Origin of the sequence: Pseudoalteromonas aurantia 208, assembly GCF_014858725.1 — a bacterium.
GTDB classification, from domain to species: Bacteria; Pseudomonadota; Gammaproteobacteria; order Enterobacterales; family Alteromonadaceae; genus Pseudoalteromonas; species Pseudoalteromonas aurantia.
Genome location: NZ_AQGV01000012.1, coordinates 361,487 through 386,442 on the forward strand (window position 1 = coordinate 361,487; position 24,956 = coordinate 386,442).

Genomic DNA, 24,956 nt, shown 5'->3' on the forward strand with positions numbered 1-24,956 from the left:
CCTTTTCCTAATACTGAACTTCATCTGCATGACTTGTATTTCCAAGCTTATGGTGACCGTCAAAAAAATGCTGGTGCTTTTTTTACGTAATATATTGAAAACAAATGAAAATAAAGTTGGCATAAAGTGTGCTTCATCTATGTTAAGAATTTTTATTTGAGAATTTTATTATGGCTTTAGCACATATTTTAAATCCAAGCTTTACTCCACCGTCGCAATTTAATCCTTGCTTGTTACAAGAGGCCTATGTTGGTGAGTTGAGTGACCTACGCCAACAGGCGAGTTGGCTAAGTCATTTAGTTGACACAATGCCTGCTGGTGTGATCGTGCTAGATGGGCAAGGAATGATAGCTAAAGCCAACCAAATCGCCATAGATATGTTAGGTGAGCCACTAGAGGGAGAGAAGTGGTTTAACATTATTCAACGCTCTTTTTGCCCGAAACAAGATGATGGGCATGAGGTATCTCTTAAAGATGGTCGTTTGATTAAGCTAGATATCTCAGCGCTTACCCCAGAACCTGGGCAGCTTATCTTAATGACCGACCTCACTGAAACTCGACAATTGCAAGCAAGAATGGCGCATATGCAACGTTTGAGCGCTTTAGGCAAGATGGTGGCATCTTTAGCGCATCAAGTACGCACACCTTTATCAGCAGCTATGCTTTATGCCGCAAATTTGGGCAGTAATAAAATGTTAGGCACTGCACGAATACGTTTTCATGAGAAGCTTATGTCACGGCTTAAAGATTTAGAATCTCAAGTAAATGATATGCTGTTATTTGCTAAAAGTGGTGAGGAGCAAGTTGTTGAATCAGTGTCTATGCAGCAATTGTTGAGTGAAGTTAAGGCTGGATCAGATGCGATGGTATTGATGCACGAAAGTATATTAGATGTGGTGCTACCAGAGCCAGATATTGCAATAGTTGGTAATAAGACAGCTTTGGCCGGTGCGATTCAAAATTTAATTCATAACAGTATTCAAATCATTGGAAGTAATGCGCATGTTGTGGTGAGTGCTAAACGAGAACCCGGATCCGATAGAGTTAGAATTTCTGTAACAGACAATGGTCCCGGCGTTGATGAGTCATTGAAAAGTAAACTATTTGAACCATTTTTTACTACTAAGAGCCAAGGTACTGGGCTTGGTTTAGCTGTGGTTAACTCTGTTGCAAACTCTCATAAAGGTAAGGTCGAAGTGAGTAATATTGAGGAAGGGGGAGCACAATTTAGTTTGTTGTTACCTATTTCATTTGATATGGAACAATTGGAGGCTGTATGAGTCATTCTATATTAGTCGTTGAAGACGATGCAGGCTTGCGTGAAGCATTGTTAGACACATTACAATTGGCTGGACTTGAATGTGTAGAAGCTGCAAGTGCTGAAGAAGCCGTAATTTTGTTAAAACAGCAACGTTTCTCGTTGGTTGTGAGTGATGTTCAAATGGGGACAATGAGTGGTATTGATTTACTGCGTACCATCAAATTAAATTATCCTGATTTGCCTGTACTAATGATGACTGCTTATGCGACGATTGATGACGCGGTGGAAGCAATGCGTTTAGGCGCGATTGATTATATGGCAAAGCCTTTTGCACCAGAAGTCTTGCTTAATATGGTTAGTCGTTATATGCCAGAGAAAACGAAAGAAACAGATGGTCCGATTGTAGCAGATGCGCAAAGTTTACAGCTTTTGGAGTTAGCAGCTAAAGTTGCAAAGTCAGATGCAAGTGTTATGGTTTTAGGACCAAGCGGTTCGGGTAAAGAAGTACTCGCGCGTTATATTCATGATAAGTCTGACCGAGTAGATTCACCATTTGTTGCTATTAATTGCGCAGCCATACCTGAAAATATGCTAGAAGCAACCTTGTTTGGGTACGAAAAAGGGGCGTTCACAGGTGCAATTCAAGCATGCCCAGGTAAGTTTGAACAAGCTCAATGCGGCACTATCTTGTTAGATGAAATAACGGAAATGGAATTGGGCCTACAAGCAAAGTTACTGCGAGTTTTACAGGAAAGAGAAGTTGAAAGATTAGGTGGAAGAAAAACCATTGAGTTAAATGTGCGCGTATTAGCTACGAGTAACCGAGATTTAAAAGAAGCAGTAGCGAAAGGCACATTTAGAGAAGATCTTTATTACCGCCTTAATGTATTTCCGCTTATGTGGAAGCCGCTGCATCAACGCACTGGTGACATAATTGTATTGGCGGAGCACTTGGTCGCGAGACATTGCAGTAAGTCAGGGAAATTAACTCCTGTGATTGATGATGGTGCTAAGAAAAAACTGCTAACTCACAATTGGCCTGGTAATGTACGAGAGCTAGATAATGTTGTACAACGAGCTCTCATTTTATTACAGGGCAATACGATATTCGCACAAGACATTTTTATTGAAAACACTGAAACTATGGATTTACCAGAACCTACACTTATAGATAATACGGTGAGTGTGGAGTTGAACTACCAGTTAGAGCGTTCTAATAACGTAGACGTCCAAAGCGAAAGTACTGATTATAAAAGTGAACTACAAGATAAGGAACATCAGATGATTTTGGAGACGTTGTCACGTTATCAAGGTAAGCGTAAAGATGTGGCTGAAGTGCTGGGTATGAGCCCGAGGACGCTACGTTATAAGCTGGCTAAAATGCGAGATCTAGGTATTGCTCTTCCGGCGTGATTAATTTAAAAGTTTTATTAGTAAATGAAAGCCAGCGCTGCCTGGCTTTTCTCCTGTCAATAATATGGCACTATCAAAAAAACACTTAAACAATTGATTTTCAATGTTAATTTAGTTGGCATGATTAATGCTTTATTCTGTATGTAACAAATTTACAGGATCAGCACATGAATATTCAACCTAATACTTTATATCAAGAAATGCAGTCACTCGCTATCGAGGCGACACGCAATAAACCTGATGCAACTATGCCAGTACAAAGTGCCGCTACATCTTCTGCACAATTTGGTGATTTGCTATCTGATGCAATTAATACTGTAAGTGGCTTACAAAAAGATGCAAAATCTAAAGTAACGGCCATGGAGATGGGAGATCGTAGTGTCTCTCTTTCTCAAGTGATGATTGCCTCTCAAAAATCTTCTGTTGCTTTTGAAGCAACGGTTCAAGTTCGCAATAAGCTTGTTGAGTCGTACAAAGAAATCATGAGCATGCCAGTATAATTTTTGGGTAGTGGAGAGTAACTGTGGCAACGAATCAATCAACTGAACTGGCTTTATCCGATGGCGCTGTAGGCGATGGCGGATCTGAAGACCAACAAGAACAGAAATCAGGCTATTTGAGTGGGTTAAGTGGCGTTGATATGTTGCGCCAAGTTACTTTGGTAATAGCATTGGCGATTTGTTTAGCGATCGCAATTTTTATCATCATTTGGGCTCGCCAACCAGACATGCGCCCTTTAGGGCAGTATCCAACAGATGAGCTAGTACAAACATTAGACTTTTTAGATGCGCAAAAGGTCGAATATGAGTTAGATGGCAACACCATTATGGTCGCTGAAAATGACTACCAGAATATTAAACTCAAAATGGCACGAGATGGCTTTACTCAGTCGCCAAGCTCTGGAACCGATATTTTAATGCAAGATATGGGTTTTGGTGTGAGCCAACGATTAGAAAGAGAACGTTTAAAGCATGGTCGCGAGCAGCAACTTGCGCGCACAATTGAAGAACTTCAAGATATTACCAGAGCAAAAGTTTTACTGGCTATCCCAAAAGAAAATGTATTCGCAAGAAGGGAGAAAAAACCTTCTGCAACAGTTGTAATCACGCTTAAACGGGGCCGTTCTCTGGGTGGAGAAGAAGTGGATGCTATTGTTGATATTGTCGCTTCAGCTGTTCAAGGACTTGAACCGGCGCGTGTAACTGTGACAAATCAAAACGGCCGACTACTTAATTCCGGGTCACAAGATTCATTGGCTGCTCGTTCTCGTAAAGAGTATGATTTAGAGCGTAAAAGAGAGCAAGAGTACTTAGAAAAAATTGACAGTATTTTAATCCCAGTAGTTGGGCTAGGGAAATTTACAGCGCAAGTTGACTTAACAATGGACTTTAGCGCCATTGAAGAAACACAAAAGCGCTTTAACCCTGATTTACCGGCCGTGAGAAGTGAAACAACCTTCGAAGAAAATAATATAGGAGGGCTTGCTGTAGGGATCCCTGGTGCGTTGACGAATCAGCCTCCTGTTAATTCAAATATTCCTGAAGTTGCTGGACAAGGCAATGGGCGTAATAATGCAAACCCAAGTAGAACACATAAAGAAGCAACACGTAATTATGAACTAGATACCACGATTAGCCATAAGCGCCAACAAAGTGGTGTTATACGCAGGATCAGTGTTTCAGTTGCGGTTGATTATTTGGCTAAAGCAGATGCCGAGGGCACCGTAACTATGGCGCCGAGAAGCCAAGAAGAAATAAATAATATAAGACGGTTACTACAAGGTGGTGTCGGGTTTGATATGCAGCGTGGTGATGCGCTTGAAGTTGTGACAGTGCCGTTTGTGCGAGAAGACATTTTAGAAACTGCTGAATTACCTTTGTGGGAACAAGAGTGGTTTATGAAAACAATGCGTCTTGTGATGGGAGCATTGGTTATTATTGTGCTAATTCTAGCGGTTGTAAGACCGATGTTGAAGCGCCTGATTTACCCAGATGATACATTAGAAGAGTTTGATGAAGATTCATTAACTTCAGGTGTTGACTTAGGCGATAGCACGTTAGATATGTTAAATAACGACTTTGATTCAGCTGCTGTTGGTTTCTCGTCGGATGGTACATTACAATTACCAGACTTACATGGCGATGAAGACTTACTTAAAGCAGTACGAGCTTTAGTAGCTAATGAGCCAGAACTCTCCTCACAAGTAGTGAAAGCGTGGTTAACAGAAGATGACTGATGAAGAACAAAAACAATTACCGGCAACCTTTGATGTTGAAAAACTTGATGGTGTTGATAAAGCTGCAATCTTATTATTGAGCCTTACTGAAGAAGATGCAGCTCAGATACTGAAGCACCTTGAGCCAAAGCAAGTACAAAAAGTCGGTATGTCGATGGCTGCATTAGATGATTTATCTCAATCTAAGATTAGTGCTGTACATAATCTGTTTATTGAACAAATACAGAGTTTCAGTACTATTGGCTTCCAATCAGAAGATTTTATTCGTAAAGCATTAACAGCTGCATTGGGTGAAGATAAAGCGGCGAGTTTGATTGACCAAATTGTCATGGGTTCGGGTGCTAAAGGTTTGGATTCACTCAAGTGGATGGATTCAAAGCAAGTTGCGAATATAATTCGAAATGAGCACCCTCAGATCCAAACCATTGTTTTGTCATACTTAGAACCAGAGCAATCGGCGGAGATTTTGTCTCAATTCCCGGAGAAGGTTCGTTTAGATTTGACTATGCGTATTGCTAACTTAGAAGAAGTTCAGCCGGCCGCTTTACAAGAACTAAATGAAATTATGGAGAAACAGTTTGCCGGTCAAGCGGGCGCACAAGCAGCTAAAATGGGTGGCTTGAAAGCGGCCGCGGATATTATGAATTATCTAGATACCAATGTTGAAGGACAATTAATGGACTCTATACGTGAGCATGATGAAGAGATGTCACAGCAGATCCAAGACTTAATGTTTGTATTTGAGAATCTATTGGATGTGGAGGACAGAGGTATTCAAGCGATTCTTCGTGAAGTTCAACAAGATGTGTTGATGAAAGCTATCAAAGGCACTGATGATGCACTCAAAGATAAGATTTTGGCCAACATGTCGAAGCGGGCTGCCGAGATGATGGCTGATGACTTAGAGGCAATGCCTCCTGTGCGAATAAGTGAAGTGGAAGCCGCTCAAAAAGAAGTACTCTCAACGGCCAGAAGATTAGCTGATTCCGGTGAAATTATGCTAGGCGGTGGTGGCGGTGAGGAGTTCTTGTAAATCATGAGTGATCCAAAGTTTTATAAAGGGCGGCCTGTTGAGGGGGAGGCATTAGATGAGTTGCTAAAAAACTGGCCGATCCCTGATGTTGCTGATGACCCTAGGAAATATGCCGGTCGTTCAACAGCTTTTGGTCAACCTTTGGAAGAGGTGTTCCAAAAACCGGAAGAGAAAGTGAATGCAGAGCCGCAAGCACATGAGCCTGAATTTCCGACATTAACAATGGAAGAGCTTGAGCAAATTCGTCAAGACGCTTATGAAGAAGGGATAAAGCAAGGTCATGAACAAGGTTATATTGATGGCTTTGATAAAGGAGTGACAGAAGGAAAAGACGCTGGTTATAAAGAGGGGGTTGAAATTGGTAAGCAACAAGGACTGGATGATGCACAACCATTGATAGATGAGAAACTACAGGTGTTATCTCAGTTAGTGAGCGATTTAAATTCTCCCCTGAGACTGGTTGACGAAGCGTGTGAAAAGCAACTGGTTTTTCTTGCCAATTTATTGGCGGAAGCGGTTATTTTTCAAGAAGTAAAATTAAACCCTGATGTAGTTTTATTGGCGTTGAAAAAAGCGATGGATGCGTTGCCTATCGTGCAGCAAAATGTGAAGGTGCATTTACACCCTGAAGATCTTGAGCTGGTTAAGCAAGCCTACGGAGAGGAAGAGTTATCTAAACAACAATGGCAATTAACACCCGAACCGACTTTGGCTAGAGGAGGGTGTGAGGTTAAAACGGTGCAGTCATCGATTGATATGACATTAAAAACACGCATGCGAGAAATTTTGGATAAATTCTTGCATGATAGTGATATCTAACATTCAGAATCACGTAACCGGATGAGCCAAACCAATACTCTCGCAGAGCGGATCGCTCGCTATCAAGATCACATACCGCAATTCTCCGTGCCAGTAGCAGGCAGTCTAACACGTGTTGTAGGGCTAACACTGGAAGCTAAAGGATTAATCGCACCCGTGGGAAGTCAATGTAAAATTGAAACAATTCGTGGTTTTGTCGATGCCGAAGTAATTGGTTTTAACGATGATACGTTGTACTTGATGCCAAATGACCATATTTCAGGGGTATTACCTGGCGCACGCGTTATTCCGCAATTGAATGAAACAGGGTTGCCAGTTGGGATGGGGTTGCTAGGTAGAGTGGTTGATGGGCTTGGTCGTCCATTGGATGGTTTAGGCTCGGTTGATACACAAGAAACGTTAAAATTTGCTCAAGAACCGATCAATCCATTAGCAAGGCGACCAATCAAGGAGCCAATGGATGTCGGTGTTAGGGCTATCAACTCAATTATCACTGTGGGTCAAGGACAAAGAATGGGCCTATTTGCAGGAAGTGGAGTGGGTAAGTCGGTACTTTTGGGCATGATGACGCGTGGCAGTGAAGCCGATGTTATCGTGGTTGGTTTAGTCGGCGAACGTGGTCGAGAAGTAAAAGAGTTTATTGACGAAATATTAGGTGCTGAGGGACGAAAGCGTTCCGTTGTAGTTGCAGCACCAGCGGATGCATCCCCGTTGATGAGATTGAAAGGTTGTGAGAGTGCAATCACAATCGCGGAATATTTTCGAGATCAGGGGTTAAGTGTTTTGTTATTACTTGACTCAGTAACCCGGTATGCGATGGCGCAACGTGAAATCGCATTAGCGGTTGGAGAACCTCCAGCCACTAAAGGTTATCCGCCTTCAGTATTTGCTAAGTTGCCAGCTTTAGTAGAAAGAGCTGGTAATGGCGGTGAAGGGCAAGGGTCAATCACGGCATTTTTTACGGTTTTAAGTGAAGGTGATGACATGCAAGATCCTATCGCAGATGCCGCGCGTGCGATTCTAGATGGTCATATTGTTTTATCACGAGAGCTTGCCGATAGTGGTCATTATCCTGCAATTGATATTGAAAAGTCGATCAGTCGAGTTATGCCACAAGTGGTGTCTGAGAGTCATATGCAACAAGCACGAGTGTTGAAACAAGTTTACTCTATGTATCAACAAAACAAAGACATGATAACACTTGGTGCTTACCAAAAAGGCAGTGATCCAATGTTAGATCAAGCGATCACCATGATGCCGACAGTGAATACATTCTTACAACAAGGCATGAAAGATGTGCTCAATTATGATGAATGTTTGCAAGGGCTTGCACAATTATTGGGGCAAGGCTAATGGCGACAGATAAATTGGCACTCCTGTATAAGCTTGAAAGTGAAAAAGAAGAAAAACTAAGAGTTAATTATAGTCAAGCTCAACAGCACCTGAGCATTAATCAGCAAAAGCTCAAAGGTTTGAATGATTTTCGTCTTGAATATACTCAGCAGCTTCATTTGAAAGCGTTAGCGGGATTGCAAACCAGTGGCTTTAATCAATATCAATCATTTATTAAAAAAATTGAAGATGCCATAAAACAGCAAGCCTCGACAGTTATGACGGCACAACAAGTTGTTGAGCAGCGGAAAAAAATTTGGCTAGCTCAACAAGTAAAAGCAAAAGCAATTGAAATGCTTATTAATAAAAGAGCTTTGGAAAAGCAGAAGCGATTAAATAAAGCTGAGCAGGCTATGTTAGATGAGTTTGCAACAAATCAGTTTGTGCGACGTAAAGCAAGCTAGATTGGCTTGTTATTTGCTTGTTCTTATAAGTTATTAATGTGAACGGCGTGGTTTTGCCGTTATGTAAAAGGTGATTATATGCTCAATGTGAAACAAGATTTAGCTATACTCAACTCTGAGTATTCAGAGAAAGTCAAATACGAAGAGCGAAAAGATGCAGCGGTAGCTAATGAAGAATTTGCAAACGAATTGAGTAGATATGAAGAGTATGCCTCGTCTTATGACTCAAAAGAGATTCCAGAGAATAAACCTAAGTTAAGAAATGGTAAAGAGCCAAAAGAAGAGTTGCTGACGAGAAGCAAAGAGTATGAAATTCCTACAACGGTTGGTAAAACAGGTGATATTAATACGAGTGACAATAAAGCCGAAGTCAATTCCTCTGCTGATGAAGCCAGCTCTTCTACTAAAGCCAATTCTGATATTATTGTAGAGCCAGATGCAAAAGAGGTTGTTAAGTCTACAGCCAACAATAGTGACGGTGATTTCCTAGCGCAAATTAATGCTGCACAACAGCAAAGTACATCAGTAAAAAGTTACACACAACCGACCACCCCAGAGTATTCAAAACTGTCTCAAGTTGCACAGGCAATGGAGCAAATGAATGCTTCAAAAAATGCCAAGCCAGAACAACAGATTGGGGGAAATTTAAAGAATGAGAAAGAATCAGATGATCAGCTTTTGTTTACTAATAAAGCGGAATTAATATCTAAAGGTACAAAAAATGACACAGTGACAAGTGGTGATACACAGATCACAAAAGCGTCTGATGTGGATAAAGCGCTTAAGGATATAGAGTCGGGCTATAAAGATAATAAACTGGATAAAAGTACACCTGTTTTGTTGTCATCTCAGGCAAATAATGACATAGCCAGAAAAGACCCGACATTGATTAATAAAGCTTCACAAACAGAAGAGAACAAACCGACAGAGGAAGACCTGAATCAAGAGAGTGCTGAAGTACCTATGGATAGACAATCGAGTCGCAATACAAAGTACAACGCAATAGATAGTAGATTCATAAAGAAAGAGGAGGTGAATGAGCAGCCTACGGTGACTCAACAGAAAGATAAAACACCGCTTCTAGAAAAAGATTTGCAGCTCAAAACACATATTGAGCAACTTAATAGTAATGAGAAAAAGTCACTTCAGCTTGCTTTACAGCAGGCCATAAATAGCAACACTTTGTCGCCTGAGGCGAAAGAAAATGCACAGCGTGCACTTCAATTTATGAACAATGAGCGCAATATAAAAGCACCGCAGATAGAAATACAAATAAGTGAAGGTGATGTGGTGGATTCGGATAACCCACTTAATGCTGTAAGGTATGAGAATCAGCCTAAATTAAGCTCAGTACTTGAGAGCATCACTTCTCGGGTTCCTCAATCTGAAAGCGGTGGATACCGAAGTAGTGAATTGAAAGTCTTGCAAGAAGATGCAGTGAAAGAGGCAGTAATTAAAGATCAAGCAGCCGCTGATAATATAGATACAGCAGAAATAAATGCACCTAGAAAACCAGTATCCAATATTCAAGTTGAACAGCTATTTAAAGCTATTGTGCAACCTGTAGCACCACATAGCGTGAACAATACAGATTTTGTTGATTATAACAGCCCGGTGCAAGTATTAGATTCTATACAGGGGCAACAAGTGTCAAATCAAAATCAAACATCACTCTTATCAGGCCGAGTGGTGATGGATCCAGAGATACAGCAAGCGATAAATGTTGCTCGAAATGATGCTGCAAAAGTGCTTCAAGAGAAGGTATCGATGATGTTGAACTTGAATAATAAAGAAGCTGAAGTTCGATTAGATCCACCAGAGTTAGGCAGTATGCAAATTCGTATTAGAAGTGATGCTGAACAAGCTCAAGTAAATTTTGTCGTTCAAAATCAGCAGGCTAAAGAAGCTCTTGAGCAGTCAATGCCAAAGCTAAAAGAGATGTTGGCTGAACAAGGCATTGAATTGGGGGAGAGTAATATTCAGCAAGAGGATCAAGGTCAACGGGATGAACAAAGCGAGAATAATCAACAAGAAGGGAATTCTAGACTTGCCAATAACCATGACGAGGCGCAAAATACCGCTCAATTGATGAATAGTAAAGCAGATGAAGGGTCAGGAATAGATTACTATGCCTAACAACTGCTATGATATATAAAGAAACCTTGTGACTTTATATCACTTTTAAGGATTGGTATGGCAGAAGAAACAGATTTAGAGATAGAAGAAGCTGGTGGCGGTAAAAAAAAGCTGATTATTATTATAGCCGCAGTTGTGGTTATCTTAGGTGGCGTAGTTGGATTTTTCTTAATGTCTGGCTCGGATGAACCAGCGGAAACACTCGAGGAAGAAACAGCAATTGTTGAAGCGCCTGAGCCTAGTTCAGCGGCTGAAACCGGCAGTGCACTATATGTTGCGATGCCGAGACCTTTTGTTTTTAATGTACCGGGCGCAAGCCGAGATCGTATAGTGCAGATAAAAGTGCAGTTATTGGTTCGTGGTGATGGGAATGAAGAAATTGCTAAAAAGCATATACCCTTGATAGAAGGGACCCTGCTAAGTGTATTTTCAACTACGACGGCAGATGAATTGAGTACTAGTGCTGGAAAAGAAACGTTACGCTTAACTGCTTTAGATAAAGTACAGGCTGCAATGGAAGGTGTCGAGGGTAGTAAAGTTGTTGAGCGTGTATTATTTACTGGCTTTGTGATGCAGTAATGGAGTCCTACGGTGAGTGATTTATTATCTCAAGACGAAATTGATGCGCTATTGCACGGTGTCGATGAAGTTGAAGAAGAAGAAGTTGTTGAAGGTGAAGAAGGTGAGTCCTCTCATGCGCTACAGTACGATTTCTCATCGCAAGATCGTATTGTTCGTGGGCGTATGCCAACCCTTGAGATTGTGAACGAACGTTTTGCTCGCCATATGCGAATTAGCTTGTTTAATATGATGCGCCGTACAGCAGAAGTATCGATAAACGGTGTGCAAATGCTCAAATTTGGTGAATATATACATACCTTATTTGTACCAACCAGCTTGAATATGGTGCGTTTTCGACCTTTGAAGGGTACAGGTCTTATCACCATGGAAGCTAGACTTGTTTTTATTTTAGTGGATAACTTTTTTGGTGGTGATGGTCGCTATCACGCTAAAATTGAAGGTCGAGAATTTACCCCAACCGAACGACGTATCGTTCAGATGCTGCTAAAGATTATTTTTGAAGATTATAAAGAAGCGTGGGCACCTGTAATGGATGTTTCGTTTGAGTATTTAGACTCAGAAGTAAACCCAGCAATGGCAAATATTGTGAGCCCTACGGAAGTGGTTGTTATTAGCTCTTTTCACATTGAGCTCGATGGTGGTGGTGGCGACTTCCATATATCCCTACCTTACTCTATGTTAGAGCCGATTCGTGAACTCCTTGATGCGGGTGTGCAATCAGACACTGAAGATACCGACTTACGATGGAGTAAAGCGCTCAGAGATGAGATTATGGACGTTGAGGTTGAGTTATCAACACAACTTCTTGAGGTTGATTTATCCCTTGAACAAATTATGGGGTTGAAAACGGGGGATGTGATCCCGGTTGAAATGCCAGAGCATATAACGGTATTTATTGAAGAGCTACCAACATATCGAGCAAAAATGGGTCGTTCAAGAGACAATATAGCGCTGCAGATCAGCGAGAAAATTAAACGTCCAGAATCTGTGAAATCAGAGTTGCATGTCTTTACTAAAGGTGGAAAGAAACTTGACTCTGATGCTGAGCTGGCTGAATTAGAAGAAGATTTGCACTTATCTGATGGCGTAGATTTAGATTGGTGATAATTGATTTAATAAAGGTTTTAATAGTATGAGTGATGACCAAGATACAATGGATGAGTGGGCTGCGGCATTAGCAGAGGCTGATGATGCGGATCAAGGTGGAGAGCCTGAGTTAGCAGAGCTTGATGAGTTAACAGATGCATCAGGTAACTTGTCAGCCGATGAAGCCCGAAAACTAGATACCATTTTAGACATACCAGTGACTATTTCTATGGAAGTGGGGAGGTCTAAAATTAATATCCGTAATTTATTACAATTAAACCAAGGCTCAGTTGTAGAGCTCGACAGAGTCGCTGGTGAGCCTCTAGATGTACTTGTTAATGGTACTCTTATTGCACATGGAGAGGTTGTTGTAGTAAATGACAAGTTTGGTATTCGTCTAACGGATGTTATCAGCCAAGTTGAACGCATAAAAAAATTACGATGAAACATTTTTTATTTGCAATTAGTTTATACCCAAGTGTAGCTTATACTGCTGTACAGCCCTCGGGCTTCAGTTCAGAGCTAGTGTCAGTTGGTTTGTCTCTTTTGATGGTGTTGTTGTTGATCATTGGGTTAGGGTTTTTTCTGAAAAAGTTAAATCCCAATATTGGTAATAACACTGATTTCAAAGTGATTAGAAGCCTCCCTTTGGGGACTAGAGAGCGCTTACTGGTTATAGAAATTGATGATAAACAGCTTTTACTTGGGGTTACACCGCAAAATATTAATTATCTATATCAATTAGACAAACCACTCGACGAGCAAAGTAGCCCCGTGTTTGCAAAAGAACTAAGCCGATTTTTTACGCCCGAGAATAAGAATACACCAAATGATTAGATTATTAGTGATAGTACTTTTACTATTGTTTACACCTTATGTGAGTGCTGAAGGGATCGGTGCATTAAGTGTGACTACTAATCCAGATGGCTCACAAGAGTACTCTGTGACATTGCAAGTACTGGCAATCATGACTGCGTTGGGTTTTATTCCTGCAGCAGTTATTATGATGACCTCCTTTACAAGAATTATTATAGTGCTTGCTATACTGCGTCAGGCTATAGGCCTTCAGCAATCACCATCAAATCAAATATTGTTAGGTATGTCATTGTTCCTAACATTTTTTATTATGGCACCTATCTTTGGTCAGATAAATGATAAAGCAGTACAACCGTATTTGAATGAACAATTGACGTCTGTGCAAGCGCTCACTGAAGCAAAGGAACCGATAAAAGCATTTATGTTATCGCAAACCCGTTTAAAGGATTTAGAAACCTTCGCAAAAATAGCTGGTTACGATAACTTGAATGCGCCAGAAGACACACCATTTGTTGTGATTATTCCTGCTTTCGTAACGAGTGAATTACAAACGGCATTTATTATAGGTTTTATGTTTTTTATCCCATTTCTCATTGTGGACTTAGTGGTTGCCAGTGTCTTGATGGCAATGGGTATGATGATGCTTTCACCTATGATAGTGTCTTTACCGTTTAAGATCATGCTTTTTGTACTTGTTGATGGCTGGGGCTTGGTTATGGGCACGCTAGCTCGGAGCTTTGGACTGGGGACGTAGTATGGAACCAGAAGTATTTGTTGACATATTAAGTAATGCATTGTTTTTAGTAATAAAGTTAGTTGCAGCAATTGTACTTCCTGGCTTATCTATCGGAATCGTAGTTGCTGTTTTCCAGGCTGCTACATCAATTAATGAACAGACGTTGAGTTTCTTGCCGCGTTTAATAGTCACTATTTTAGCTTTAATTGCTGGTGGTCATTGGTTAACACAAGAGTTGATGGACTATTTCAAAGGTTTGGTTTTATTAATTCCTGAAGTTGCGGGCTAGCAGTGGATTTCCCTATAACAATTGTTATGCAGTGGTTAAGTGACTTCCTGCTGCCTTTAGTTCGTATTAGCTCGATGATCATGGTTATGGCAGGGTTGGGGGCGCAAAGTGTGCCAACAAGAATAAAGTTAGGACTGTCTGTCACTGTTACTTTTGCTGTTGTCCCAGCGTTACCAGCATCCCAATTTACCGACCTATTTTCATTTTCGATGATCTTTGTTGTGATCCAACAAATGATTATTGGTATTGCGATTGGTTTTGCATCCCTCCTTTTACTCAATACATTTATTATTGCTGGGCAGATTTTAGCCATGCAAACAGGCCTTGGTTTTGCTTCAGTGGTTGACCCTGCAAATGGCTTGAGTGTTCCTGCGGTTGGTCAATTTTACTTGATATTGGCTACTTTACTTTTTTTTGTCTTTAATGGTCATTTGATGATGATTCAAATGGTGGTGTTTAGTTTTGAAACATTTCCTATTAATGAGCAGTGGTGGATTGTTGATAATTATTGGCAAATAATTAATTGGGGTGGCTGGATGTTTACCACAGCATTGGCATTATCTTTAGCGCCATTGACGGCGATGCTGGTTATTAATATTTCATTTGGCATTATGACCCGAGCCGCACCACAAATGAATATATTTGCAGTTGGTTTTGCATTTACGCTTGTTGCAGGCCTTACTATTATTTGGGCTACGTTAGGAAACTTTATTGTACAGTACGAGTTTCAATGGCTTAAAACAGTTGAACTAATGTGCAATTTGATCGGTTGTACGGTGTAATATGGCAGAAGATTCAGGACAAGAAAAAACAGAAGAACCCACGGGGAAAAAAATAGATGAGTCTCGTAAGAAAGGGCAAATAGCTCGTTCTAAAGAACTTGGGACCACGTTCGTACTCATTTTTTCAGCGATATCATTATTATTGTATGGACCCGGTATAGGTAAGGGGTTGTATAATATCATGGGTCGAGCATTAAGCTTAAATCGTAACGAAACATATGATACAACCAAGATGTTTTCTATATGGGGGGAGATGTTTTCCGAGCTTATTTTCCCAATGTCTATGTTTGTTTTTATCATTGTAATAGCCGCTATTGTTGGTAATACTTTACTAGGCGGCTTTAACTTTAGTTGGCAGGCAGCGGCGCCTAAAGCCAGTAAGATGTCACCGGCAAAAGGAATAAAGAGAATCCTTGGGCCACAGGCTGGCGTTGAGCTGATAAAGGCATTGTTAAAGTTCGTGTTGGTTGCTGGATTTGCGATTTATCTGATTAATACTTTTTTTTATGAAATTTTGCATTTAAGTGTTGAGCAAATCCCAAGTAGCATCATTCACGCATTAGAGATATTAGCATGGATGTTCTTAGCCCTGAGTTGTACGTTAATTATTATTTCAGCCATTGATGCGCCATACCAAAGTTATAATCATCACAAGCAGCTTAAAATGACTTTACAAGAGGTCAAAGATGAATATAAGAACTCTGAAGGTGATCCGCAAATTAAAGCGCGTATTCGCCGAACTCAAAGGGAAATGTCTCAACGGAGAATGATGCAAGATGTACCAGATGCTGATGTGATTGTGACCAATCCAACCCATTATTCTGTTGCGTTAAAATATGATACCGAAAAAGCAGGCGCACCCATTGTATTGGCCAAGGGGGTTGACGAGTTGGCGATGCAAATTAGAAAGGTCGCAATAGGTAATGAAGTGCCTATTGTTGAATCACCAGCCTTAACACGTTCTTTATACCACACCACTGAAGTTGGTCAGCAAATACCAGATCAATTGTTTACAGCCGTAGCACAAGTACTCGCTTTTGTATTTCAGTTAAAGCGTTTTCAAAAGGGCCGTGGCAAGCGACCGACAGAGCTTAATGGTGATCTACCTATTCCCAATGAGTTGAAGCACTAAACTTCACGGCTTTTTTAGACAAGCGTAACATTTATTTATGCCCTACATTTTTCATCATTACCTTATAAATTTAGAGTTAGTAACTTTATGGCGCATAACTTGCTTTCTACTAATCAGTGTCAATATTTTGTAGTTAGTAAGTTATGGATTTTAAAGCGGTTTTACAGCAAATCAATAGAGATAAAAAAGAATATGCAAAGGGTGTAGGCACCCCTCTAATGGTTCTGGCTGCGCTAGGCATGGTTATCTTACCGCTACCTCCTTTTCTACTAGATATTTTATTTTCTTTTAATATCGCACTAGCACTCGTCGTATTATTGGTGACCGTTTACACCATGAAACCATTAGAATTTGGTATGTTTCCAGCAGTGTTACTTATTGCAACAATTATGCGATTGGCATTAAATGTTGCAAGTACACGAGTTGTTTTACTGGAAGGGCACAATGGTGGTGATGCGGCTGGTAAAGTAATTGAAGCATTTGGCTCAGTGGTAATCGGCGGAAATTACGCAGTTGGTTTAGTGGTCTTTTTAATTCTAATAATTATTAATTTTGTTGTAATCACTAAAGGTGCGGGGCGCATTTCTGAAGTATCAGCACGATTTACATTAGATGCGATGCCAGGAAAACAAATGGCGATTGACGCGGATTTAAATGCTGGCTTTATTAGTGCAGATGAGGCGCGAGCGAGACGAGATGAAGTAACACGAGAAGCTGATTTTTATGGTTCAATGGATGGAGCAAGCAAGTTTGTAAAGGGCGATGCAATAGCAGGTATTGTGATTCTCGTTATTAATATTATTGGTGGTTTGTTTGTTGGTATGATCCAACATGACCTAGCGTTTGGTAAAGCGATGGAGGTTTATACTCTACTTACCATCGGAGATGGACTTGTTGCGCAATTACCGTCGTTGCTTCTGTCTATCGGCACTGCAATTGTTGTTACTAGACAAAATGAATCTCACAATATGGGAGACCAATTTAAGTCCCAACTTGGTAATGAAAAGTCATTATCAATAGCTGCCGCAATTTTAATTGTTATGGGACTTGTACCAGGGATGCCTCATGTTGCATTTTTGAGTTTAGGTGCATTACTCGGATATTTGGCGTATTACACTCAGTCCCAAAAAACAAAAGCAGAGGAAGTTAAGCAAGCGGAAGAAGCTAAAGGTGGTGACATCGCAGCTCGAAAACAAGATCAAAAAGAGCTTGGCTGGGACGACGTTCAGCCTGTGGATGTTATTGGGCTTGAAGTTGGTTACCGACTAATACCGTTGGTAGATCAAGCACAAGGTGGTGAATTATTAAGTAGAATTAAAGGTGTTCGTAAAAAGCTTTCCCAAGAACTGGGGTTTTTGGTTCCACCAGTACATATTAGAGATAACTTAGAGTTAGACCCCAATGCATACAATATTACTTTAATGGGAGTGGGGTCCGGGGATGGAGAATTAAAGCATGGTGACGAGCTTGCAATTAACCCAGGCCAAGTATTTGGTCCAATAAATGGTGTTGCTACAACCGATCCAGCGTTTGGTTTAGAGGCTGTATGGATTAAACCTGAACAAAAAGATGAAGCGCATTCCCTTGGTTATACAGTCGTTGATGCAGCGACTGTCGTTGCAACACATATAAGTCAACTGTTGACTAATAATGCATCACTACTATTAGGTCATGAGGAAGTTCAGAACCTACTAGATATTTTGGCGAAAAGTCATCCGAGACTTGTTGAAGGTTTGGTGCCAGATGTATTACCTCTCACTACTATCGTTAAAGTATTGCAAAACCTACTCAATGAAGGGGTCGCAATTAGAGATATGCGGTCAATAATTCAAACACTTGTAGAGTATGGTCCTCGTAGTCAAGACCCAGATGTACTCACCGCTGCTGTGCGAATCTCGTTACGACGATTGATTATCCAAGATGCAGTAGGAGCTGCGGAAGAAATCCCTGTCATAACATTGGCGCCTGAGTTGGAACAGATGTTGCATCAGTCACTTCAGAACGCAGGTGATGAAGGGGCAGGTATCGAACCAGGTCTTGCGGAGCGGCTTCAAGAATCGTTACGAGAAGCGCATCAAACGCAAGAAATGTTAGGTGACCCGTCTATTTTATTAACCTCAGGTATGTTGAGAAGTGTGCTCTCAAGATTTGTTAAATATACAATACCTGGACTTCGGGTGATGTCATATCAAGAAGTACCAGATGAAAGGCAAATCAAGATTGTGAGCTCAGTTGGACAATAATAGGACTCAAGGGGTTGTAACATGAAAATTAAACGTTTTTTTGCTAAAGATATGCGAACAGCATTAAAGGAAGTCAAAGAAGAACTTGGCGTAGATGCTGTAATCATGTCAAATAAAAAGTTGGCAGATGGTGTTGAGATCGTTGCAGCGGTAGATAATGACCGAGAATTAGTGAAACAACCTCAGGTTTCAGAAAATATAACAGAGACGGTTACGCAACCAAAACCACAGCCGCAATCACAACCGCCTAGATTTGTACGTCCAGAGCCTCAAAAAGCACGGCCTGAGCCACAAGCCCAAGTTGCAGATAGCTTACAAGCTTTGTTAGAGCGTCAAGCACCTCGTCCCCGTTCTCCTGAATTGGCATCGATGTTTTCACAATCTGGTATAGATACGGACCAAGTATTCAATAAGCATGCAGAAGCCGGTGCTCAATATGGTTCAGCGAGACAACGTCAAAGCACACCGACTCAACAAAGTCATGTTAGACCAACGAAATCAAAACCTATAGATATTTCAGCTCGTCACACTGGGAGCAACGCTGATTGGCAGTTTGAGGATGAATTAGAGTCTGGGTTTGGTGATGATATAGCTAAACAGTCAGATGAAGTCCAGCCAGACGAAATGACGTCGATGCGCGAAGAAATGAATGCAATTCGTCAGTTGTTAGAGCACCAAGTTTCCGGGTTGATGCAACAAGATATGGCACGCAGAGATCCTACAAGAGCATGTCTAATTGATCGCTTGCAAGGCATGGGGATTGATTCAGAGGTTGCGGAACAAATGGCGTGTTTTATTCCAGATGATGTTTCGCGCAAAGAAGCATGGAATGCATTACTTAATATGGTCGTAAACCAAATGCATACAACCAATAATGATATTTTACGTCAAGGTGGTGTTTATGCGTTAGTTGGCCCAACTGGTGTGGGTAAAACAACAACTGTGGCAAAACTTGCTGCATTAGGTGCACAAAAATATGGTGCTGACAAAGTAGCGTTAATTACGACAGATACGTATAGAATAGGTGCTTATGAGCAGTTAGCGACATATGGCCGAATTATAGGTTGTCCAGTGAAGCAAGTAAAAGATGCTAATGAATTAGCAGAAGTTTTGTATCATTTACGTAATAAGCGTCTAGTATTAATAGACACAGCAGGTATGAGTCAAAGAGATTTGCGATTAACAGAACAATTAAATACTTTAATGCGTAGCGCAAGAGTTGATATTAGAAGTTATTTAGTATTAAGTGCGACTTCACAGATGCATGTTTTACAAGAGTCGGTCCGTCACTTTCAAAAAGTAAATTTAAGTGGCTGTATTTTCACAAAACTTGATGAATGTCTAAGTTTAGGTGAGATTATCAGTATTGCGATTCAAAATCGCTTGCCAATAGGGTATCTTACTAATGGTCAACGAGTGCCAGAAGACATTCGAGTGGCAAATGCTCAAAAGTTAGTCAAAAAAGCTGAGCAATTGTATTTAAAGAGAATAAAAGCACAACATTCGAGGCGCGAAGCAGTGGCGTCTCAGACAGTAGGAATGTATGATTAACACAGTTTTAGATCAAGCAAGTGGCCTGCGTAGGATGAATCAAAATAATAACCATGGTGTTAAAGTCATAGCCGTTACTGGTGGTAAAGGTGGTGTGGGTAAAACCAATGTGTCTTTGAACACAGCTATAGCGCTAGGCCAACAAGGTAACAGAGTATTAGTTTTAGACGCCGATTTAGGTTTGGCAAATTGTGATGTCATGTTGGGCCTGCGTGTTGAAAGGAATTTATCTCATGTTTTATCGGGAGAATGTGAGCTAGATGAGATTTTAGTTGAAGGTCCCGCAGGCATAAAAATAGTGCCTGCGACATCAGGCTCACAGAATATGGTTGAGCTTACACCGGCAGAACATGCAGGGTTGATCCGGGCATTTAGTGAGTTAAATACTGAATTTGACATTTTAATTGTAGATACTGCCGCCGGTATTTCGGATATGGTGCTAAGCTTCTCTAGAGCAGCACAGGACGTAATGGTCGTTGTGTGTGATGAGCCAACGTCCATTACCGATGCTTATGCATTGATTAAAGTTTTAAGCAGAGAGCATGGTGTTTACAAATTTAAAATAGTTGCGAATATGGTGCGTAGTTTAAGAGAAGGCCAAGAGTTATTTGCTAAACTGTCTAAAGTGACGGATAGATTCTTAGATGTGGCACTTGAGCTTGTTGCAACAGTTCCGTATGACGAAAATATGCGAAAGTCTTCGCGGCGTCAAAAAACAATTGTTGAGCTATTTCCTAAGTCTCCAGCCGCGGTTGCATTTCGTGGGTTGGCAAGCAAGGCCGCTAAATGGCCTATACCACATCAGCCATCAGGGCATTTAGAGTTTTTTATTGAACAACTTGTCAATGGGTAACTATGGCATCATCGGTGAGTAAAGCGATGGGGTATCAAACAACAGAACATTTGAGCATGGTGGTTGAACGTCATGCATCACTTGTAAAAAAGGTTGCATGCCATTTATTGGCAAGGTTACCTGCAAATATTCAATTAGATGATTTAATTCAATCGGGTATGATTGGTCTCATTGAGGCGTCAAAAAACTTTGATGCCAGTAAAGGGGCAAGTTTTGAAACATTCGCGGGTATTCGGATCCGGGGCGCGATGTTGGATGAAATCCGCCGGGGTGATTGGGCACCACGTTCTGTTCATAAAAACAGCAGAACGGTGGCTGAGGCGATATCTTTCCTTGAATCTGCGTTGGGAAGAGAACCAAAAGATACTGAAATTGCTGAAAAACTTGATATTACGTTAGATGAGTACCATCATATTCTACATGATGTAAATGCGAGTAAAATTATCGGTATCGAGGATTTAGGCGTTGATGAAGACGTGATTACTCCTGCAAACCATGATTTATCGCTAGACAAACCTTTTAATAACGTTAAAAATGAACGTTTTAATGAATCGTTGCTAACAGCGATACAATCGCTACCAGAAAGGGATAGTTTAGTACTCTCTCTTTACTATAACGACGAAATGAATTTAAAAGAAATAGGCCAGATACTTGATGTTAGTGAATCTCGTGTTAGCCAAATCCATGGGCAGGCAATGATAAAGCTCAAAGCTAAAATCAATGACTGGGTCAATTAGAGTAAAAATAATAGGTTGAAACCTCACTGGAGGATGTTTTGGATAAAAACATGAAAATTCTCGTGGTTGATGATTTTTCTACAATGAGGAGAATAATCAAAAACTTACTTAGAGACTTAGGCTTTACAAATGTACAAGAAGCTGATGATGGAAGTACGGCGCTTCCTATGCTTCAAAATCAAGAGTTTGATTTTGTTGTGACAGACTGGAATATGCCAGGTATGCAAGGAATAGATTTATTGCGTGCAATTAGGGCTGACGATAGTTTAAAGCACATACCTGTTCTGATGGTAACAGCAGAAGCGAAAAAAGAGCAGATAGTAGCTGCTGCGCAAGCTGGCGTAAATGGATATATAGTTAAACCGTTTACTGCAGGAACGCTAAAAACTAAGTTAGAAAAAGTGTTTGAACGTTTAGGTTAACAATAAGAAGGAGAGGCTTATGTCAACGCCTTCTGTGCCTCAAATCACCCTTGAGCAAGCTAAACAACTTGTTGTTTATTTGGAACAAGGTGAGCAAGATAAAGCAGACCAACTTATATTGGATGCTGCGAATAAAGAACAGTCCGAGTTGTTTGCGGAGGTGGGTAAATTGACCCGTCAATTGCATGAGTCTCTAAAAAGCTTCGAACTCGATACTCGTCTTGCTGATTTGACGACTGAAGCCATTCCTGACGCTAAACAACGTTTAAATTATGTCATGGAAATGACTGAGAATGCAGCTAACAAAACAATGGATGCAATAGAGGCTAGCTTACCTTTAGCGCAACAGTTAGGTGACGAGATCTCAGAGATAAAGCCTACGTGGGATCGTTTAATGAGCCGAGATATCCAACTCGGTGAATTTAAAACGCTTTGTCATGACCTAGATCGTTTTATGCAGGGCTCTCAAACTCGTACTGACGAGCTACAGGGCCTGATGACTAACGTGCTAATGGCACAAGATTATCAAGATTTAACCGGTCAAGTTATTCGCCGTGTTATTGAACTTGTCAGGGAAGTTGAAGATAACCTTATCCATATGCTTACCGTTTTTGGTACGACTGATGAACTACCAGCCCAAGAAAGTGATGCAATCGCTGAGCAAGAGGTAGTTCAAGCAACTGAAGTAGACATAGATGCTATATCAGGTCCAGAAGGCCCCATATTGGACGCGGATACTCGCGATGATGTGGTTTCTGGGCAAGATGAAGTAGATGATTTATTGTCTAGTTTAGGCTTCTAATAGGAGAGTAGGTACATGAGCTTTGAAGTCGATGAAGATATCTTACAAGACTTTCTTGTTGAAGCAGGAGAAATTCTAGAGCTATTATCAGAACAATTGGTAGAACTGGAGAACAATCCTGAAGATAAGGAGTTATTGAACGCCATATTCCGAGGTTTCCATACTGTCAAAGGCGGAGCCGGCTTCTTAAGTATGACCGAACTCGTTGATGCATGTCATGGTGCTGAAAATGTGTTTGATGTTTTAAGACAAGGGCAAAGAGGCGTTAGCTCCGAATTGATGGATGTGATTTTACAGTCATTAGATACCATTAATGAGATGTTTGGGCATATCCAAAATCGTGAAAAACCAGAGCCTGCAGACCCTCAATTATTAGAGACGTTACATCAATTAAGCCGGCCAGAATCGGAAGATGAAGCGCCGATAGTTGCCGCCGAGCCCGAACCAGTTAGTACACCACCCGTCGATGATGTTTTATTTGAGGCGGATTTAGCGCCTGCTGTAGAGGGAGATGGTGGTATTGATGAGATATCAGAAGATGAATTCGAAAATTTACTGGATGAACTTCACGGGGCAGGGCAAGGACCAGCTCCTACTCCAGCGCCAGCTACAAGCAGCAGTGATGGTGATATAAGTGATGATGAGTTTGATAGTCTATTAGATGAATTACATGGTGTTGGTAGCTTTGGTAATATAGAAGCGGAATCATCAACTACAGGAAATTCGTCAACGCCAAGTGCGCCTGTCGGAGGTGATAACTCTGATGATGAAATCAATGATGATGATTTTGAAGCATTATTAGATGAACTTCATGGAAAGGGCGGGGCTCCACGTTCAACGGAGTCAGAAGCACCAGCTAAACCGAGTGAATCTGTACAAATACCTGAGCCTCCTAAAGCGGCTGCACCAAAACCAGCACCAAAGCCAAAACCAGCACCAAAACCAGTTGTTAAACCCGAAACAAAGGCTGCGCCAGCAAAAGCGCCAGCTGCTAAAAAACCAGCTGCTGCGCAAGCAGAAACAACGGTACGAGTGGATACAAAACGTTTAGATCAAATCATGAATATGGTTGGTGAATTAGTTTTGGTGAGAAATAGGTTAGTGAGTTTAGCTAACAATACAAATAGTGAAACTATGGGTAAAGCTATTTCTAACTTAGATGTTGTTACTGCTGATTTACAAGGCGCGGTAATGAAAACTCGGATGCAGCCAATTAAAAAAGTGTTTGGCCGTTTTCCTCGCGTTGTTAGGGATTTAGCGAGAAGCCTGAAAAAAGATATTAATTTGATTTTGGAAGGTGAAGAGACTGACTTAGATAAAAACTTGGTTGAAGCGTTAGCTGACCCACTCGTTCACTTAGTGCGAAACTCAGTCGATCATGGTATTGAAATGCCAGATGTTCGTGAAGCAGCAAACAAGCCAAGAACGGGTACGGTTACGTTATCTGCCTCCCAAGAAGGGGATCATATATTGTTAACCATCAGAGATGATGGTGCAGGTATGGATCCTGAAAAACTTAAGAAAATAGCGATTGGGAAAGGGGTTATTGATTCTGATCAGGCTAGCCGTTTATCTGATACCGAAGCGTATAATTTAATTTTTGCACCAGGGTTTTCAACGAAAGAAGAAATATCTGATATCTCTGGCCGTGGCGTTGGAATGGATGTTGTAAAAACTAAAATTACTCAGCTCAATGGTTCCGTGAATATTCAGTCGGAGCTTCGTGTTGGCACTATTTTAGAAATCAAAGTACCACTGACGCTAGCGATACTCCCAACCTTAATGGTTGTTGTAGGTGAGCAAACTTTTGCATTACCTCTTGCTGGTGTTAGTGAGATTTTCCATTTAGACTTAACAAAAACAAATATTGTGGATGGACAACTAACTATTATCGTGAGGCAAAAAGCTATTCCACTATTTTATTTGGAGCATTGGTTAGTAAAAGGCGCAGATACAACGACCAGAAAAGCGGAAGGTCACGTTGTTATAGTGCAAATAGGTACGCAGCAAGTTGGATTTGTTGTTGACTCTTTGATTGGTCAAGAAGAGGTGGTAATTAAGCCTCTCGACCAATTGCTGCAAGGTACTCCAGGTATGGCTGGCGCTACAATAACCTCTGATGGTGGTATAGCGTTGATCTTAGATGTACCAAATATGCTGAAACATTACGCTGGTCAGTAACCCAGTTTGTAGATTACAGTTAAATTGATTGAAGTGGTGCTAGTGCACCA

The 24,956-nt window shown here is 40.9% G+C and carries 24 protein-coding genes; all 24 read left to right on the top strand.

Annotated features, from left to right (window positions below):
* The first annotated feature begins 170 nt into the window (after positions 1 to 170).
* The 24 genes from PAUR_RS05715 (at position 171) to PAUR_RS05830 (ending at position 24,906) form a co-directional block, all read left to right on the top strand.
* Entirely contained in the window at positions 171 to 1,280 is a 1,110-nt protein-coding gene (locus PAUR_RS05715) for a sensor histidine kinase (RefSeq protein WP_192506844.1), read from the top strand.
* Positions 1,277 to 2,674, top strand: coding sequence for a sigma-54-dependent transcriptional regulator (locus PAUR_RS05720; protein ID WP_192506845.1), 1,398 nt, complete (start codon positions 1,277 to 1,279; stop codon positions 2,672 to 2,674). The genes PAUR_RS05715 and PAUR_RS05720 overlap by 4 nt, the downstream gene beginning before the upstream one ends.
* Positions 2,675 to 2,841: 167 nt before the next feature.
* The gene (gene fliE, locus PAUR_RS05725) at positions 2,842 to 3,174 is read left to right on the top strand and encodes a flagellar hook-basal body complex protein FliE (protein WP_192506846.1); all 333 of its coding nucleotides are present in this window, start codon (positions 2,842 to 2,844) and stop codon (positions 3,172 to 3,174) included.
* 23 nt (positions 3,175 to 3,197) lie between these two features.
* A complete protein-coding gene (gene fliF / locus PAUR_RS05730) occupies positions 3,198 to 4,910 on the top strand; it encodes a flagellar basal-body MS-ring/collar protein FliF (protein ID WP_192506847.1) in 1,713 nt (570 codons plus the stop codon).
* Positions 4,903 to 5,943, top strand: coding sequence for a flagellar motor switch protein FliG (gene fliG / locus PAUR_RS05735; protein WP_010364930.1), 1,041 nt, complete (start codon positions 4,903 to 4,905; stop codon positions 5,941 to 5,943). Before fliF ends, fliG begins: the two co-directional genes overlap by 8 nt.
* 3 nt (positions 5,944 to 5,946) lie before the next feature.
* The gene (fliH, locus tag PAUR_RS05740; RefSeq protein ID WP_192506848.1) at positions 5,947 to 6,762 is read left to right on the top strand and encodes a flagellar assembly protein FliH; all 816 of its coding nucleotides are present in this window, start codon (positions 5,947 to 5,949) and stop codon (positions 6,760 to 6,762) included.
* 21 nt (positions 6,763 to 6,783) lie between these two features.
* On the top strand, positions 6,784 to 8,115 hold the full coding sequence (gene fliI / locus PAUR_RS05745; RefSeq protein ID WP_192506849.1) for a flagellar protein export ATPase FliI: 1,332 nt from the start codon (positions 6,784 to 6,786) through the stop codon (positions 8,113 to 8,115).
* On the top strand, positions 8,115 to 8,558 hold the full coding sequence (fliJ, locus tag PAUR_RS05750) for a flagellar export protein FliJ (protein ID WP_192506850.1): 444 nt from the start codon (positions 8,115 to 8,117) through the stop codon (positions 8,556 to 8,558). The genes fliI and fliJ overlap by 1 nt, the downstream gene beginning before the upstream one ends.
* A 78-nt stretch (positions 8,559 to 8,636) precedes the next feature.
* Positions 8,637 to 10,694, top strand: coding sequence for a flagellar hook-length control protein FliK (locus PAUR_RS05755; RefSeq protein ID WP_192506851.1), 2,058 nt, complete (start codon positions 8,637 to 8,639; stop codon positions 10,692 to 10,694).
* A gap of 57 nt (positions 10,695 to 10,751) precedes the next feature.
* Complete coding sequence (gene fliL, locus PAUR_RS05760) at positions 10,752 to 11,273, top strand: flagellar basal body-associated protein FliL (RefSeq protein WP_192506852.1); 522 nt, start codon at positions 10,752 to 10,754, stop codon at positions 11,271 to 11,273.
* Between the two features lie 12 nt (positions 11,274 to 11,285).
* The gene (gene fliM / locus PAUR_RS05765) at positions 11,286 to 12,380 is read left to right on the top strand and encodes a flagellar motor switch protein FliM (protein WP_192506853.1); all 1,095 of its coding nucleotides are present in this window, start codon (positions 11,286 to 11,288) and stop codon (positions 12,378 to 12,380) included.
* Positions 12,381 to 12,408: 28 nt separating this feature from the next.
* Positions 12,409 to 12,807: a flagellar motor switch protein FliN gene (gene fliN / locus PAUR_RS05770; protein WP_192506854.1), complete on the top strand. Its 399-nt coding sequence runs from the start codon at positions 12,409 to 12,411 to the stop codon at positions 12,805 to 12,807.
* Positions 12,804 to 13,199 carry a flagellar biosynthetic protein FliO gene (fliO, locus tag PAUR_RS05775; RefSeq protein ID WP_192506855.1) on the top strand — a complete coding sequence of 132 codons (396 nt, stop codon included), beginning with the start codon at positions 12,804 to 12,806 and terminating at the stop codon, positions 13,197 to 13,199. Before fliN ends, fliO begins: the two co-directional genes overlap by 4 nt.
* A complete protein-coding gene (gene fliP, locus PAUR_RS05780; RefSeq protein ID WP_192506856.1) occupies positions 13,192 to 13,932 on the top strand; it encodes a flagellar type III secretion system pore protein FliP in 741 nt (246 codons plus the stop codon). The genes fliO and fliP overlap by 8 nt, the downstream gene beginning before the upstream one ends.
* A gap of 1 nt (position 13,933) precedes the next feature.
* Complete coding sequence (gene fliQ / locus PAUR_RS05785; protein ID WP_192506857.1) at positions 13,934 to 14,203, top strand: flagellar biosynthesis protein FliQ; 270 nt, start codon at positions 13,934 to 13,936, stop codon at positions 14,201 to 14,203.
* A 26-nt stretch (positions 14,204 to 14,229) separates the two neighbouring features.
* A complete protein-coding gene (gene fliR / locus PAUR_RS05790) occupies positions 14,230 to 14,985 on the top strand; it encodes a flagellar biosynthetic protein FliR (RefSeq protein ID WP_225738295.1) in 756 nt (251 codons plus the stop codon).
* A 1-nt stretch (position 14,986) separates the two neighbouring features.
* On the top strand, positions 14,987 to 16,117 hold the full coding sequence (gene flhB / locus PAUR_RS05795; RefSeq protein WP_192506859.1) for a flagellar biosynthesis protein FlhB: 1,131 nt from the start codon (positions 14,987 to 14,989) through the stop codon (positions 16,115 to 16,117).
* A gap of 143 nt (positions 16,118 to 16,260) precedes the next feature.
* The gene (gene flhA / locus PAUR_RS05800) at positions 16,261 to 18,360 is read left to right on the top strand and encodes a flagellar biosynthesis protein FlhA (RefSeq protein WP_192506860.1); all 2,100 of its coding nucleotides are present in this window, start codon (positions 16,261 to 16,263) and stop codon (positions 18,358 to 18,360) included.
* Between the two features lie 21 nt (positions 18,361 to 18,381).
* Positions 18,382 to 19,911, top strand: a complete 1,530-nt coding sequence (flhF, locus tag PAUR_RS05805; protein WP_192506861.1) for a flagellar biosynthesis protein FlhF — start codon at positions 18,382 to 18,384, stop codon at positions 19,909 to 19,911.
* Positions 19,904 to 20,764: a MinD/ParA family ATP-binding protein gene (locus tag PAUR_RS05810; RefSeq protein WP_192506862.1), complete on the top strand. Its 861-nt coding sequence runs from the start codon at positions 19,904 to 19,906 to the stop codon at positions 20,762 to 20,764. Before flhF ends, PAUR_RS05810 begins: the two co-directional genes overlap by 8 nt.
* A gap of 26 nt (positions 20,765 to 20,790) precedes the next feature.
* Positions 20,791 to 21,501 carry an RNA polymerase sigma factor FliA gene (locus PAUR_RS05815; protein WP_404821692.1) on the top strand — a complete coding sequence of 237 codons (711 nt, stop codon included), beginning with the start codon at positions 20,791 to 20,793 and terminating at the stop codon, positions 21,499 to 21,501.
* A 38-nt stretch (positions 21,502 to 21,539) separates the two neighbouring features.
* Positions 21,540 to 21,923: a chemotaxis response regulator CheY gene (gene cheY / locus PAUR_RS05820; RefSeq protein WP_010364893.1), complete on the top strand. Its 384-nt coding sequence runs from the start codon at positions 21,540 to 21,542 to the stop codon at positions 21,921 to 21,923.
* A gap of 19 nt (positions 21,924 to 21,942) precedes the next feature.
* The gene (locus PAUR_RS05825) at positions 21,943 to 22,725 is read left to right on the top strand and encodes a protein phosphatase CheZ (protein ID WP_192506864.1); all 783 of its coding nucleotides are present in this window, start codon (positions 21,943 to 21,945) and stop codon (positions 22,723 to 22,725) included.
* Between the two features lie 15 nt (positions 22,726 to 22,740).
* Positions 22,741 to 24,906 carry a chemotaxis protein CheA gene (locus tag PAUR_RS05830; protein WP_192506865.1) on the top strand — a complete coding sequence of 722 codons (2,166 nt, stop codon included), beginning with the start codon at positions 22,741 to 22,743 and terminating at the stop codon, positions 24,904 to 24,906.
* Positions 24,907 to 24,956 lie beyond the last annotated feature (50 nt).

What these genes read in the sequence shown, in the direction of transcription:
- flhB (WP_192506859.1), top strand. Translation starts at nt 14,987, where the DNA reads ATGGCAGAAGATTCAGGACAAGAAAAAACAGAAGAACCCACGGGGAAA.
- fliG (WP_010364930.1), top strand. Translation starts at nt 4,903, where the DNA reads ATGACTGATGAAGAACAAAAACAATTACCGGCAACCTTTGATGTTGAA.
- flhF (WP_192506861.1), top strand. Translation starts at nt 18,382, where the DNA reads ATGAAAATTAAACGTTTTTTTGCTAAAGATATGCGAACAGCATTAAAG.
- fliJ (WP_192506850.1), top strand. Translation starts at nt 8,115, where the DNA reads ATGGCGACAGATAAATTGGCACTCCTGTATAAGCTTGAAAGTGAAAAA.
- PAUR_RS05720 (WP_192506845.1), top strand. Translation starts at nt 1,277, where the DNA reads ATGAGTCATTCTATATTAGTCGTTGAAGACGATGCAGGCTTGCGTGAA.
- flhA (WP_192506860.1), top strand. Translation starts at nt 16,261, where the DNA reads ATGGATTTTAAAGCGGTTTTACAGCAAATCAATAGAGATAAAAAAGAA.
- PAUR_RS05830 (WP_192506865.1), top strand. Translation starts at nt 22,741, where the DNA reads ATGAGCTTTGAAGTCGATGAAGATATCTTACAAGACTTTCTTGTTGAA.
- fliQ (WP_192506857.1), top strand. Translation starts at nt 13,934, where the DNA reads ATGGAACCAGAAGTATTTGTTGACATATTAAGTAATGCATTGTTTTTA.
- fliO (WP_192506855.1), top strand. Translation starts at nt 12,804, where the DNA reads ATGAAACATTTTTTATTTGCAATTAGTTTATACCCAAGTGTAGCTTAT.
- PAUR_RS05815 (WP_404821692.1), top strand. Translation starts at nt 20,791, where the DNA reads ATGGGGTATCAAACAACAGAACATTTGAGCATGGTGGTTGAACGTCAT.
- fliL (WP_192506852.1), top strand. Translation starts at nt 10,752, where the DNA reads ATGGCAGAAGAAACAGATTTAGAGATAGAAGAAGCTGGTGGCGGTAAA.
- fliH (WP_192506848.1), top strand. Translation starts at nt 5,947, where the DNA reads ATGAGTGATCCAAAGTTTTATAAAGGGCGGCCTGTTGAGGGGGAGGCA.
- fliN (WP_192506854.1), top strand. Translation starts at nt 12,409, where the DNA reads ATGAGTGATGACCAAGATACAATGGATGAGTGGGCTGCGGCATTAGCA.
- PAUR_RS05810 (WP_192506862.1), top strand. Translation starts at nt 19,904, where the DNA reads ATGATTAACACAGTTTTAGATCAAGCAAGTGGCCTGCGTAGGATGAAT.
- PAUR_RS05715 (WP_192506844.1), top strand. Translation starts at nt 171, where the DNA reads ATGGCTTTAGCACATATTTTAAATCCAAGCTTTACTCCACCGTCGCAA.
- PAUR_RS05755 (WP_192506851.1), top strand. Translation starts at nt 8,637, where the DNA reads ATGCTCAATGTGAAACAAGATTTAGCTATACTCAACTCTGAGTATTCA.
- PAUR_RS05825 (WP_192506864.1), top strand. Translation starts at nt 21,943, where the DNA reads ATGTCAACGCCTTCTGTGCCTCAAATCACCCTTGAGCAAGCTAAACAA.
- fliE (WP_192506846.1), top strand. Translation starts at nt 2,842, where the DNA reads ATGAATATTCAACCTAATACTTTATATCAAGAAATGCAGTCACTCGCT.
- fliR (WP_225738295.1), top strand. Translation starts at nt 14,230, where the DNA reads ATGCAGTGGTTAAGTGACTTCCTGCTGCCTTTAGTTCGTATTAGCTCG.
- fliP (WP_192506856.1), top strand. Translation starts at nt 13,192, where the DNA reads ATGATTAGATTATTAGTGATAGTACTTTTACTATTGTTTACACCTTAT.
- fliI (WP_192506849.1), top strand. Translation starts at nt 6,784, where the DNA reads ATGAGCCAAACCAATACTCTCGCAGAGCGGATCGCTCGCTATCAAGAT.